Source organism: Beijerinckia indica subsp. indica ATCC 9039 (genome assembly GCF_000019845.1).
In the GTDB taxonomy this organism is placed as follows: domain Bacteria; phylum Pseudomonadota; class Alphaproteobacteria; order Rhizobiales; family Beijerinckiaceae; genus Beijerinckia; species Beijerinckia indica.
Genome location: NC_010581.1, coordinates 3035347 through 3049005 on the forward strand (window position 1 = coordinate 3035347; position 13659 = coordinate 3049005).

General features: G+C 53.7%; 9 protein-coding genes. 8 read left to right on the forward strand and 1 reads right to left on the reverse strand.

Translation table 11 applies throughout. The features are described from left to right. The first annotated feature begins 199 nt into the window (after nt 1-199). From BIND_RS21375 to BIND_RS13480, 8 genes are all read left to right on the forward strand, one after another. Nucleotides 200-730 carry a hypothetical protein gene (locus BIND_RS21375; protein ID WP_012385591.1) on the forward strand — a complete coding sequence of 177 codons (531 nt, stop codon included), beginning with the start codon at nt 200-202 and terminating at the stop codon, nt 728-730. Between the two features lie 3 nt (nt 731-733). Then, on the forward strand, nt 734-979 hold the full coding sequence (locus tag BIND_RS13450; RefSeq protein ID WP_012385592.1) for a hypothetical protein: 246 nt from the start codon (nt 734-736) through the stop codon (nt 977-979). Between the two features lie 419 nt (nt 980-1398). Beyond that, on the forward strand, nt 1399-1866 hold the full coding sequence (locus BIND_RS13455) for a hypothetical protein (protein ID WP_148210645.1): 468 nt from the start codon (nt 1399-1401) through the stop codon (nt 1864-1866). A gap of 88 nt (nt 1867-1954) precedes the next feature. Then, nucleotides 1955-3013 (forward strand): AAA family ATPase, encoded by a 1059-nt coding sequence (locus BIND_RS13460; protein ID WP_012385594.1) that lies wholly within the window; start codon nt 1955-1957, stop codon nt 3011-3013. 640 nt (nt 3014-3653) lie between these two features. Further along, the gene (locus tag BIND_RS13465; protein ID WP_012385595.1) at nt 3654-6098 is read left to right on the forward strand and encodes a type I restriction-modification system subunit M; all 2445 of its coding nucleotides are present in this window, start codon (nt 3654-3656) and stop codon (nt 6096-6098) included. After that, nucleotides 6095-7342, forward strand: coding sequence for a restriction endonuclease subunit S (locus BIND_RS20210; RefSeq protein WP_012385596.1), 1248 nt, complete (start codon nt 6095-6097; stop codon nt 7340-7342). The genes BIND_RS13465 and BIND_RS20210 overlap by 4 nt, the downstream gene beginning before the upstream one ends. Then, complete coding sequence (locus BIND_RS13475) at nt 7339-10422, forward strand: type I restriction endonuclease subunit R (protein ID WP_012385597.1); 3084 nt, start codon at nt 7339-7341, stop codon at nt 10420-10422. Before BIND_RS20210 ends, BIND_RS13475 begins: the two co-directional genes overlap by 4 nt. After that, on the forward strand, nt 10412-11143 hold the full coding sequence (locus BIND_RS13480) for a M48 family metallopeptidase (RefSeq protein ID WP_012385598.1): 732 nt from the start codon (nt 10412-10414) through the stop codon (nt 11141-11143). Before BIND_RS13475 ends, BIND_RS13480 begins: the two co-directional genes overlap by 11 nt. Before the next feature lie 36 nt (nt 11144-11179). Here BIND_RS13480 and BIND_RS13485 read toward each other — a convergent pair whose 3' ends face one another. Next, a complete protein-coding gene (locus BIND_RS13485) occupies nt 11180-13648 on the reverse strand; it encodes a S8 family peptidase (protein WP_012385599.1) in 2469 nt (822 codons plus the stop codon). Nucleotides 13649-13659 lie beyond the last annotated feature (11 nt).

The following is a 13659-nucleotide window of genomic DNA, read 5'->3' on the forward strand; positions in this document are numbered from 1 at the left end:
AAAAAGTTTATTGGTCTGGTTCTCCGCGCAACCGTTCGGCTACCTGTAGGGCTATCGGCATAGCCTTCCAAGAGCTGGGAATGATAGCTTGCCTCGCGCAAACCCCAGCGCTTGATGCTACAGTTCTTCTGTGAATGAGTTCGAACAAAATGTTTAAGAATACATTGACATTCTTTGCGAACCGTTTAAGACTGTTGAGATGGAATATGGCACTTTTGAAGCAATATTGAGCCGGTTGCATAAGATCAAATCGGAAGAGGAAAAAGCATTCCGCTCACGCCTTCGTATTTTGCGCGATATCAACGTTCCAAACGTGAGACGGCCAGGAAAAGGAGCAAGAGTAGATTATCGTTTTAGTGATCTTTTCATTACCCATCTTGGGTTAATATACGATAAAGCAGGATTTCCTCCGTCGATTATCAAGGAGATTGTAGAAGAAATAGAAAAACCTGATAAGTCTGGAAATTTATTGGACACTATTCGTGAAAGCTCATTAGACTTATGGTATCGTCTGACAACGTCTAAACCTAACGCTGAAGGGAAAAGTGATGGGATTACCCTAGAATTGCGCACCCTTTCCGATCATTTCAACTATCTCAAAACACAGGAGATAGATCCGCAAAACCATGATGCACCCGTCTCATGGTCGATGGTTGTCTCTTACAGTTTAGTGAATGTCACAGCTGCTTATCGTGATTGCAGAAAAGCGGCTCCGAAATATGAGGTATAATAGATGGGTATAAATGTTAAAGATAACATAGACGTCTATAGGGGTCTTTCGCAGAAACCGTCGCTCGGAGATGACCTCCTCGAAGGAATGGCCAAGATAGCCGCCTTCTATGGGATCCCGCCAAGCAAGGGCTACCATCTTGCCGCGAATGGACACCTCCCTGGGGTCTTCAAAATGGGCCGCAAGATATTTCTTTCGAAATCCGCCGCACGCGAGGGGATTTCGAAGAAAGCGAGAGGAGAAATTTGAATGATGAGGCCAGAACAAAGAAACCCGGCCATCGTGCGCCAACACGAAGCCGGGTCCGGATATGTCGTTTGCTGGGGAGCCCACGACATATCGGGAGATAGTCAAACTTCACTCTGCGGGCAAGCGGAACAGACCGGAACGCGATGCCGCCCTTCGGGGCATAGGCCACATCGGCCGTCCTTCTCACTGATGGGAGAATGCCGGTGAAACCGATCGGGAAATTTCCATCGCCCTATGGGCTACTCATAGACATTTATCCCGGGCAGGATCGGCATGATCCCAACGGATATGTTTTCAACGCCGATGGCATGGCGATTCTTTTTGGGATTTATGATCCCGCGCAACGGAAGCGCTTCGCGGAAATCTGCACACGCGGGGGCGGGATCTCATCCGAGCACTTGAGGGATGTCGGAGGCCATATGATTCCGAAAATCCCTCTTCCTCGGCCCCATGAACCTGCCACGCCTGAATTGCCCGGCGGCATCGAAATCGGCATTCCAACCGATGCGTGGATCGATCGTCTCCTTGAAACAAAGACCTGGTTCGATCGTTCGAAATGGCTTGAGAAGACCATCGCCGACAATCTCAACGCCTCCAAGAACTGGAAAATCCCTCCGGAATTTGTCGCGTTTGGCTTGCAGACTATACTGACAGCCGCTCTTGAGCATCTGCCGGACAAAGAGATCGCTTGCTTGGAAGCAGCGGCATGGTTCGCCGTGAGTGCCCATGACGAATGGCGTGACGCCGGGTTGCACTGGCTTGAACCTTTTCAGGCAACCTGGCTTCGTGATTGGCTTTCAGCACGGCCACGCTACCGGCGTTTTGCTCGCCTGCGCCGCAAGCTTGATCCCGCCCTCCCTTCCTGGATCGCGGAGGTGGCTTCATGAAGACAGCGTCGTCTCCATCTCATCAAAGAGGAAGGCCCCTTCGACCACAGCCCTATGGTCCTGAAAATTACGCTTGGCGAGGTGCTCCATGACGGAGCACCTTTCCTCACCCCTTGGTGCCGAAAAATGCATTAATCTGCGCATGGTTGAATCCTTATCCGTCCAAAAATCCGGTACGGAAAAGCCGCTCATCACGGCCACCCCCTTCATTCCTATCGATCCGAGGCGGATACCGACGCGACAATGGCTTTATGGCTTCCATATGATCCGTGGCAATGCCTCAGCCACGATTGCTCCCGGCGGTATTGGCAAATCCTCGCTGTTGATTGCGGAAGCGCTCGCCATTGCGACGGGCCGCCCTCTTCTCGGCATCCAACCTGATGGACGTGCTAATGTCTGGATCTGGAACGGCGAGGATCCGCGCGATGAACTCGAACGCCGCGTCACCGGCGCTATGCTTCATCATTCCATTGATCCACGGGAGATCTCGGGGCGCCTCTTCCTTGATTCCGGCCGCGAACAGGAACTGATTATTGCGGAGACAAGCCGATCAGGCACTCAGGTTATCCGGCCTCTCGAAGAACGCATGGTGCAAGAGTTAATATCGAAGCAAATCGGTCTTTTCACCGTGGATCCCTTCGTCTCCTCCCATCGCGTCACCGAGAACGACAATAACGCCATCGACATTGTCGTGAAAACCTGGGCGAGGATCGCACAGCGCGCCAAATGTGCGGTGGAGCTTGTCCATCATGTCCGTAAAACCAATGGGACGGAAGTGACGGTGGAAGATGGGCGCGGCGCCAGCGCGCTTCTTGCTGCGGTGCGCTCCGCCCGCGTGCTGAAACAAATGACTACCGAGGAAGCCAAGGAGGCGGGCGTCGAAAACCGCAAGGCCTTTTTTAAGGTCGAGATCGGCAAGGCCAATCTCTCTTTGCCACCCGATAAAGCCAAATGGTTTATGCTCTCGAGCGTCAATCTCGGTAACGGGCCCCCTGACGCTTCGCAGATGCTGGGAGACAATGTTGGCGTGGTTGGTCGTTGGACATGGCCATCGGCACTCGACGGCCTCACTGTTTCGGACCTGCTTGCCGTTCAACGACGAATCCACGAAGGGCAATGGCGGGAAGATATTCGCTCGAGCGCCTGAGTCGGCAAAGCGGTCGCGGATGCTCTCAAGCTCAATCCAGAAAATAAACGAGAGCGCCAAAAGATCACCGCCATGCTCAAAATATGGATCATGAACGGAGCCCTAAAAATTGTGCATCATCAGGATGAGGGCAGGCGGGAAAGAAGGTTCATCGAGGTCGGCATCTGGGCCTATTGATCTGCTCAAGTTCCCTTCACCAGGATCGCGCTCCACTCCAGTGCTCCGTCCCCCTAAAGGGGACTGGAGCAACTGGAGCACGGGAGCAAACGCGGTTTTTCGCTCCAATGCCCTGGTCCGCTCCGCTCCACTTCTTCGAACTGGAGCAGCATGACCCCGGCCAAGTATGCCACAAGGCACGAAAGAGGTTCCCCTCCGCCTGCCCAAAGGATCATTTCAGAAATTGCTCATACGGCAACAAGCATGAAGTTCTCGCCGAACGGGCTTCTGGCTGATGGCCCCGCTTCACCGTTCTTCGGCCTGGCCTCCAGGGCGCAATATAGCCACGCCACTAACCCCTCTCTATCGCTTTTCCCGTAGTGGCTCCCACCTTCGCCGGGTATTAAGTGGCGGAAGCAATCGAGTCGCGGACGGATGCAAAAGCTCCCGCCCACGGCCGGAGAAGTTTTTCGCGAGTAGAGCCTTGGCGGTCAAGAAATCAGAAATCTACAGCTCCCTCTGGGCAAGCTGTGACGCGCTGCGCGGCGGCATGGATGCATCTTTATATAAGGATTATGTCCTCGTCCTCCTGTTCGTGAAATATGTCTCGGACAAATATGCCGGCGATCCCAATGGCCTCATCGAAGTGCCCAAGGGCGGCAGTTTCGCCGATATGGTCGCGCTCAAGGGCAATAAGGACATCGGCGAGCAGATCAACATGATCATCGCCAAGCTCGCAGAGGCCAATGACCTCAAGGGCGTGATCGACGTCGCCGATTTCAACGATCCCGACAAACTCGGCAGCGGCAAGGAGATGGTCGATCGGCTTTCGAGCCTTGTCGGAATCTTCAATCGGCCGGAACTTGATTTCCGCAAAAACCGCACTGAGGGCGACGATATTCTGGGCGACGCTTATGAATATCTCATGCGCCACTTTGCAACGGAATCGGGCAAGAGCAAAGGCCAGTTTTATACGCCGGCGGAAGTCTCGCGCATCATGGCGAAGGCCATCGGCATGGGCAGCGCGCGCAGCGCGGCACAAACCATTTACGATCCTACTTGCGGCTCCGGTTCGCTTCTCCTCAAAGCGCATGACGAGGCCCCTTTTGACCTGACCATTTATGGCCAGGAAAAGGATGTCGCCACGCGTGCGTTGGCCAAGATGAACATGGTGCTGCACGATTGTCCGACGGCCGAGATCTGGCGGGACAATACCCTCTCGGCACCGCATTTCGTCAACAATGACGGGACGCTCAAGACCTTCGATTTCGTGGTCGCCAATCCCCCCTTTTCCGACAAGGCCTGGGGAACGGGACTTGACCCTGCGGAGGATCGTTTCAAGCGGTTCGAGGATGGCGTACCGCCGGCCAAGAATGGCGATTTCGCTTATCTTCTGCATGTCGTCGCATCGCTGAAATCGACCGGCAAGGGCGCGATCATTATGCCGCATGGCGTTTTGTTTCGCGGAAATGCCGAAGCCGGGATTCGCGAAAAGATCATCCGCAAAGGCATTATCAAGGGCATTATCGGACTGCCCGCCAATCTGTTTTACGGCACTGGCATTCCGGCCTGCATTGTCGTACTCGACAAGGAGAACGCGCACGCGCGCACTGGCATCTTCATGATCGACGCCTCGAAGGGGTTCGTGAAAGACGGAAACAAGAACCGCCTGCGGGCGCAGGACATCCACAAGATCGTCGATACATTCACCAAGCAACTCATCATCGATCGCTATTCGCGGATGGTACCGCTGGCGGAGATCGAGAAGAACGATTTCAACCTCAACATTCCGCGCTATATCGATTCATCCGAACCCGACGACCTCCAGGATATCGAGGCCCATCTCAAAGGGGGCATTCCCTTGCGCGATATCGATGCGCTGGCAAACTACTGGGCCGTTCTGCCCTCCGTACGCGGCGAATTGTTTGGCGCGAGCGACCGACCAGGATATGCAAGCCCAAAGGTCGAGGCTGCAAGCGTCAAGTCCGCAATCCTCAACCACGCTGAATTCGCAGCTTTCTCGGCACGTGTCGATGGCGCGTTCGCGGGCTGGCGAGTCGCGCATTTGGAACGGCTCAAAAGCATCAAGGTTGGCGATCATCCCAAAACATTGATCGCGGAGATCGCCGAGGACTTGTTGATCCGTTTTTCGGACATTCCGCTGATCGACAAATATGACATCTATCAGCACCTCATGACCTATTGGTCTGAGATCATGCAGGACGATGTCTATATTTTGGCGCAAGAAGGCTGGGTGACCGGCCGGCAAATCCGGGAATTGGTGAAAAACGACGAAGGGAAATTCACCGAAACACCCGACATTACCCTCGGCCGCTCGAAGCTGAAGGCGGAACTGATCACTCCGGCGCTGATCGTGGCGCGGTTCTTCGCTAAGGAACAGGAGGCACTGGAATCCTTGGAGGCCAAGACTGAGGAGATCGCCCGCGCCATTGAGGAAATGGATGGTGAGCATGGCGGAGAGGATGGCCTGTTGTTTGAGGCCAAGACCGAAAAAGGAAAACTCACCGCGAAAAGCGTCAAGGACAGGCTGAAGGAAATCAAGGGATACAAGGCAGAGGACGAAGAGCGGGCGGTCTTGAACACCTGCCTCAAGCTCATTGAGCAAGAGAAGGAGGCCGCTGATGCGGCGAAGCAAGCCAGGATTGCGCTCGAAACGATGGTCGTCAAATATTACGCCAAGCTGACGGAAGCCGAAATCAAGCTCCTCTTGGTCGAGGATAAATGGCTCGCTGTGCTGCAAGTCAATGTAGCGAGTGAGCTTGATCGTATGAGCCAAGTTTTGACCGGACGGGTAAAGCTGCTAACCGAACGCTATGCCGTGCCGTTGCCGGAGCTGGAAACGGAGGTCGAAGCGCTCAGCACCAAGGTCAATGCGCATCTCAAGCGGATGGGGTTCGCAAGAAAATGAAGAATGGATACAAACAGACCGAAGTAGGCATGATTCCGGAGGATTGGAAAATCGCTTCCGTTTCCTCCTTTGGTAAGGTTGTAACAGGTGGAACTCCACCTACAACGAATAGATCTTTTTGGAACGGCTTCTATCCATGGGTTACACCGACGGATATTTCTTCTGATAGGGATATCTATCTGACAGAGCGATGCATAACTGACGCGGGAATGAAGGTGTCTGGCTCTCTTCCCGCTAACAGCGTTTTGGTAACATGTATTGCTAGCATTGGGAAAAATGCAGTTCTTAAGACGTTCGGCTCGTGCAACCAGCAAATCAATGCCATTATCCCCAATGGAAGGCACGATAGCATTTTTATCTATTATTTAATTGAGTTCAACAAAAATAGACTTCTTTCTAAAGCTGGAATTACTGCAACCTCCATTATTTCAAAAAGTCTTTTTGAGAGTATTGTTTTTGCCGTACCACCAACGCTCGAAGAACAACGCGCGATTGCCGCCGCGTTGGGCGATGCGGATGCGCTGATTGCCTCGCTGGAAGCTCTGATCGCCAAGAAGCGCGACATCAAGCAAGCCGCCATGCAGCAACTCCTCACTGGCAAAACCCGACTGCCGGGGTTTTCTGGCAAGTGGGTTGAACACGATTTTAATGAGATCTTCAACTTCCTCCGAAATGGTAGCAATTCCCGTAGCGATCTCTCAGAGAACGGCGACGTGGGATATATTCATTATGGAGATATTCATTCATCACCATCAGCTTTTATGGATTTTTCAAAGGGCACGTTTATACGCATATCGAACCATAAAGTCAGTAACTTACCACGCGTCCATGATGGCGATCTTATAATCGCAGATGCATCGGAAGATTACAATGGCATAGGCAAGAGTGTTGAAGTCAGGGGGATCAGCGACACAGAAGTAGTAGCTGGTCTTCATACACTTCTGTTGCGCGGCAAGCGAGAATTGCTTTCTGACGGCTTCAAAGGCTATTTGCAGTTCGTCCCAGCTTTGAAATCAGCCCTAATCAGAATTGCAAATGGAATCTCTGTTTATGGTATTTCGAAAACGAACGTGAAAGCTATTTCGGTCTTGTTACCACCCATTGACGAGCAGTCTGCAATCGCTTCCGTCCTTTCCGATATGGACGCCGAAATCACCGCGCTTGAAACCAAGCGCGACAAAGCCCATGCCGTAAAACAAGGCATGATGCAGGAGCTTCTAACCGGAAGGATCAGGCTGATATGAGCCAAAAGCCCCATTCTTCCATTGGCCAGACCGAGAAAAAAACCCAGGCGCGCGTCGTCGCTCTTTTCCGCGACCAGCTCGGCTATGATTATCTTGGCAACTGGATCGATCGCGAAAACAACCGCAATATCGAGGAAGCCTATCTCCGGCCCTTTCTCAAAACGCGCGGATATGACGAGGCGCTGATCAGCCGCGCCCTTTATGAACTCAATAAAGCCGCGACCGATCAATCCCGCAGCCTCTACGATGTCAATCGTTCCGTCTATGATCTCTTGCGCTATGGCGTGAAGGTAAAGGCCGATGTGGGCGAGACGACGCAAACCGTCTGGCTGATCGATTGGAAGAATTTTGCCGCCAACCATTTCGCTATCGCCGAGGAAGTGGCAGTCAAGCCCGCGAGCGCTTCCGACAAAAGCACAGCGAAAGCCTGGGGGAAACGCCCCGATGTGGTGATTTATGTCAACGGCATCGCGCTCGCCGTGCTGGAACTCAAGCGCTCGACGGTTGCGATCTCACAAGGCATTCGCCAGAATCTCGACAACCAGAAGAAGGTTTTTATCCAACACTTCTTCACCACCATGCAGCTGATCATGGCGGGCAGTGACAGCGAGGGTCTGCGTTATGGCGTGATCGAAACGCCCGAGAAATATTATCTCGCTTGGAAGGAAGAAAGCCCGGTCCAAAATCCTCTCGATCGCGCGCTGCTTCAACTCTGTGAAAAATCGCGTTTCCTGGAACTGATTCACGATTTCATTGTCTTCGACGCCGGCACGAAAAAGACCTGCCGTCAGAACCAATATTTTGGCGTGCATGCGGCGCAAGACCATGTTCGCCGCCGTGAAGGTGGGATCATCTGGCACACGCAAGGCTCAGGCAAAAGCCTGACCATGGTCTGGCTCGCGAAATGGATACGCGAGCATGTGAAGGATGCGCGCGTACTCATCATCACCGACCGGACCGAACTCGACGAGCAGATCGAGAAAGTGTTCAAGGGCATCAATGAGGAGATCGTCCGTGCCAAAAGTGGCGCCGATCTCGTCGCCAAACTAAACGACACGAATCCCTGGCTTCTATGCTCGCTGATCCACAAATTCCGTGGCAGGGAAGATGAAGAGGGTGATGTCCCCGGCTATATCGAGGAAGTCCGCGAGGCGCTGCCGAAGGATTTCCGCGCCAAGGGCGATATTTTTGTCTTCGTGGACGAATGCCATCGCACGCAAAGCGGCGCCTTGCACGACGCTATGAAGGCTATTCTACCGAGCGCCATGTTCATAGGTTTCACCGGCACGCCACTTTTGAAGGCGGATAAGAAAACCAGTCTCGAAATCTTTGGCCCCTATATCCATACCTATAAATTCGATGAAGCGGTGAGCGATGGCGTCGTGCTCGATCTGCGTTATGAGGCGCGCGACATCGACCAGAACATCACCTCGCCCACCAAGATCGACCAATGGTTCGCGGCCAAGACCAAGGGATTGACCGATCTCGCCAGGGCGCAGTTGAAACAGCGCTGGGGCACTTTGAAGAAAGTGCTCTCGAGTCAATCGCGTTTGGAAAAAATTGTTGAAGACATCCTTCTCGATTTTGCGCTCAAGGATCGGCTGGCGGGCGGACGCGGCAACGCGATGCTCGTTTCATCCAGCATTTATCAAGCGTGTAAATTCTATGAATTGTTTGACAAGACCGAGCTCTCCAGTAAATGCGCGATCATTACCTCCTATAAGCCGTCACCCAATGATCTGAAAGGAGAGGACAGCGGCGAAGGTCTGACGGAGCGGTTGCGGCAATATGAAATCTACAACAAAATGCTTGAGGGCCGAGACCCGGAGACCTTCGAGAAGGAGGTGAAGAAAAAATTCATCGATGAACCAGGACAGATGAAGCTTCTAATCGTGGTGGACAAGCTTCTGACCGGCTTCGATGCACCTTCAGCGACCTATCTCTATATCGACAAGCACATGCAGGATCATGGCCTGTTCCAGGCCATTTGCCGCGTGAACCGTCTTGATGGGGATGATAAGGAATATGGCTACATCATAGACTACAAGGATCTTTTCAAAAGCCTCGAAAGCTCGATCAAGGATTATACTGCCGAGGCTTTTGAAGGCTATGATAAAGCGGATGTCGCCGGCCTTTTATCCGACCGGCTTGAAAAGGCGCGCGAAAGGCTGGATGAAGCCCTCGAAGCGGTGCGCGCACTCTGTGAACCTGTTGAAGCGCCTCGTGACACAGCGGCTTTCCTTCAATTCTTCTGCGCGAAAGACACAGCCGATAAAACCGCACTGAAGGAAAACGAACCGAAACGGCTCACCCTCTACAAGCTGGTCGCCTCTCTGCTGCGCGCCTATGCCGATATCGCGAACGAAATGCCAGAAGCGGGCTATAGCGATGCTGAAATCGCGGCGATCAAGGCCGAAGTCGATCATTTCACGCACGTCCGCGATGAAGTAAAGCTCGCAAGCGGCGATTATATCGATCTCAAAATGTATGAGCCGGCGATGCGGCACCTGATCGACACCTATATCCGGGCAGACGAAAGCAGGCTGATTTCCGCCTTCGACGATATGTCGTTGGTGCAGATGATCGTCGAGCGCGGAGCGGATGCGGTGGATGCCTTGCCGAAGGGCATTCGCGAAAACAAGGAAGCCGTCGCCGAAACAATTGAAAACAATGTGCGTAAGCTTATCATCGAAGAAACGCCGATCAATCCGAAATATTATGAAACTATGTCGGATCTTCTGGATGCGCTGATCGTTCAGCGCAAACAGCAGGCGATTGCCTATGAGCAATATCTCGCGGAAATCGTCGCGCTCACGAAGAAAGCGAAGAATTCAGCCACTGGAGCGACCTATCCCACAACGATGAACACCGCCGCGAAACGCGCCCTCTATGATAATCTCGGCAAGGATGAAGCCTTGGCGATAGCGATTGATGCAGACATCCGTAAGAAAAAGCAAGATGATTGGCGTGGGCATAGGGGTAAGGAGCAAATGGTGCGCAACATTATCCGAACACATCTCACCGATCCGGCGCTTGTCGATCAGATCTTCGATCTGGTGAGAAGCCAACATGAATATTGAAGCGCATCAGATCAATGTCGGCGGTCTTCGTGTCGATATTGTTCGAAAGCCAATCAAAAACCTTCATTTGGGCGTCTATCCGCCGCATGGCCGCATACGCGTCGCGGCGCCCCTGGCCGTGAGCGATGAGGCGGTGCGCCTGGCGGTCGTCACAAGGATGGGCTGGATCAAACGCCAAAGAGCGAAATTCGAGGACCAGTCACGGCAATCCGTGCGCGTCTATATTTCAGGTGAAAGCCACTATTTTCTCGGGCAGCGCTACCGTCTGAACCTGATCGAAGGTGCGCGGGCCGGGCAAGTTCACGTCCGCAATAGCCGAAGCCTCGAACTTCATGTCCGGCCGGGCAGCGATCAATCGATCCGGGAACGGGTGTTTCTAGGCTGGTATAGGCAAGAGCTTCGAAGCCGTGCCGCGCCCATCATTGAGAAATATGCCGCCGTTCTGGAAATCCCCACGCCCGCCTGGGGCATCAAACGCATGAAGACAAAATGGGGAACCTGCAATATCGAAGCGCGGCGCATCTGGCTCAATCTGGAACTGATCAAGAAGCCGCCGCATTGCCTTGAATACGTCATTGTCCATGAGCTCGCGCATTTCTTCGAGCGGAACCATTCAAACCACTTCATAGCTTTGATGGATCGGCTGCTCCCGCAATGGCGAATACTGCGGGATGAATTGAACGCAGCACCTTTAGCTCATGAGACGTGGGACGAAGTCTAAAAACGACCCCGGCATACTCGCGCCGCCTGAAGAGTTTCAGACCTCGATCTCTGCCGCGATCTGGGTCTCGACTGGAGTATAGATATCAACGTCGCATCCCGGCGCCCTGATCGTGACGATCAAGGCGTACCGAGCTTTACTATCGGAACGCTCCAGATAGGGCTTTTCCTTCCACCAACCACCGACCGGAAACACGCCGATAGCATCGCGTTCCGCAAGATCAGCCGCTGCCCCATACCAAATATCGGAATGGATCGAGCCTCGATCGCGGAAAGTACCCAGCAACCACTCCTCGGTGTCGTGCGCTGGGGTGCTTCCCTCTTCTTCATCACGAGCGGCCTGATTGATCCGCGCTCTGAATTCATCTACCGTTTCAGTAGCGGTTTTTACACGAAAACGCAGACCGTGCGAACTATAGCGATGCCGACGAGTCCAGCCACGCTCCCCCGGATTTGGCTCGATAAAATAGGATAATGTCACTCGTAATTCGACCTGTGCAGCGCCGAGAGCCGTAAGTTGCTCTCGCGGCCACTTCAGGCGATGCAATTTCATATCTCGAGTCTTCGTCGTTGACCCATCGCGATGAAAAGGCTGCAAGTGATCTTCGACCATCAAAGTGAGATCATTGCGTGTTGACATCAAGGCGCGATCAAAGTCGGGAACACCGTAACCATATCGGCGTATAAGCGCCTGAATCCGATTCTTCGATCCATGGCATGCATCGATGTGCGCTCTCATCTCAGGCGTCCATTCAGCCGAATGGACGATCAACGCTCTTACTGTCTCAGGCCAAAATTGAGGACGCGCGGCAAGGATCGAACCAGCCATGCGGGCCGCCAAGGCCGTCGCGGCGCTCGTATCACCAAGCGTCGTGAAATGACGATGATCTGGCCGAAGATAAGTGGTGAGGAGTTGAAGATCGTCGATTGCCTCTCCTGGAAAAGTCCCATCGTGCGCGAGGTTGCCACCCTCAAAAACGACTTCCGGCTTCACGGGCCATTGCCGATCCCAAGTCACCGAAGTGCGGCTGCGGGGTGACAATTCGCCGGCTGGCGCGATGGGCGCGTATCCGGCAAACATCGGATCAATGATATCGACTTTTTCTGTGAAAGCTCCGACAGAAAGGGCGTTCCACGCTTGTGCCGGATCATCGATCGGCTCGACATCATTTCGGATAAGATGATCGGCCGGCATCAAATCCATGCTGATGTTTCCCGCCGAAAGAATGATGAGCCGCTGACTGGCCTCTTCAAAACAGAGTTGATCGATGGAGGCGGACCAGGATGAGGGACGACCACGGGAGGGGCTTGTGCTTGTCACAGCCATCGCCACGACACGGCGTCGTTGAGGCGCTTGGACTTCAGCGCGCGCGATCGCCTCTTCTGTGATTGCACCATAGAGGTCGGGATCGTTTGCTGGTCCTGTTGCCGGTGGGAGAATACGGACGCTTTCCAATCTATAAGCCGGAGCGAGCGTTGCGCTACCAATTAGCATCGGGACAAGGTCACCATAGCCAGCAACTCCTGCCATCCGGGTGCCATGCCCTTGCCATGTCGCTGTATCGTCTTTACCCCACGCTGGGTTGATCGTGTGACAATCAACATCGGCCAAAATTGGCTCGATCAAAGGGTGTGAGCGATGAACGCCGCTATCGAGAAGACAGACAGCTATGTTTGAATCGTGAGGCGGAGCCAGGCGTTCCAGAATATCGTCGCTCCATGCCCGCTGCTCCGCGCCACCCAGCCCCATAAAGAAGGATGGCGTGTCCTTCGCCCTGCGAAGCTCGGCAACAACATCGCTATGTGCGACCAGCCGATCGAGCGCCTGGACATTGAAAAGAGCGAGCATCACCTCCCGCTCAGGAAAGTGAACGGCATGGGGCTTAACCTGGGCGTTCAATGCCTGAGCCAAGCGCTCAAAAATTTCACGCCGGCCTTCGCGGAGCCATATCTCCCACCAGACACGTTCGGCCGGATTCGAAGGAAATAGGTTTTCGTCGTCCGTAAAAAGCGACCGTGCAGTCGCCAAGCGCACAGTCTCCATACGAGTGACAAGCGCTTCGTTTGTTGGACGGCCACTTCGGCTTTCCTTGGTACGGTAAGCTTCCACTTTCTTCAGGTAATAGTCTTCTGCACTCGTCGGTACGAAGACTGTGGCGAGCAGCGGTTGCTCAGGGGTCACCGAATCGCGGACAGTGACGAGTTCTATTTTCTTGGTTCGATTCGCAAGTTGATCGATTCCGGCGCGTTCTGAGCCGGGAAGTTCGATTTCCAAATAGAAGCCAGGGGTGCCAGCAGCAATTGCTGCGTCTTGATCGGCCAATTGCTGCCGAGCCGCCGCCAAGGCCGTCGTGATCGCCTCTTCCAGAGCCGCCGCATGGGCGGCCCGATCACGATTTGGCAAGTCGGGACTGTTTATCGCTTGGCTAGGCCGTCGATATGGTTCTCTCTTTCCGTTCGCTCCAAGGAAAAGATGCGGCCGGTCGCGCGGAAAATCGTCAGGCATCAAATCTCGCT

Coding starts and splice junctions, on each gene's coding strand:
- BIND_RS21375 (WP_012385591.1), top strand. CDS start 200: ATGGAATATGGCACTTTTGAAGCAATATTGAGCCGGTTGCATAAGATC.
- BIND_RS13450 (WP_012385592.1), top strand. CDS start 734: ATGGGTATAAATGTTAAAGATAACATAGACGTCTATAGGGGTCTTTCG.
- BIND_RS13455 (WP_148210645.1), top strand. CDS start 1,399: ATGATTCCGAAAATCCCTCTTCCTCGGCCCCATGAACCTGCCACGCCT.
- BIND_RS13460 (WP_012385594.1), top strand. CDS start 1,955: ATGACGGAGCACCTTTCCTCACCCCTTGGTGCCGAAAAATGCATTAAT.
- BIND_RS20210 (WP_012385596.1), top strand. CDS start 6,095: ATGAAGAATGGATACAAACAGACCGAAGTAGGCATGATTCCGGAGGAT.
- BIND_RS13475 (WP_012385597.1), top strand. CDS start 7,339: ATGAGCCAAAAGCCCCATTCTTCCATTGGCCAGACCGAGAAAAAAACC.
- BIND_RS13480 (WP_012385598.1), top strand. CDS start 10,412: ATGAATATTGAAGCGCATCAGATCAATGTCGGCGGTCTTCGTGTCGAT.
- BIND_RS13485 (WP_012385599.1), bottom strand. CDS start 13,648: ATGCCTGACGATTTTCCGCGCGACCGGCCGCATCTTTTCCTTGGAGCG.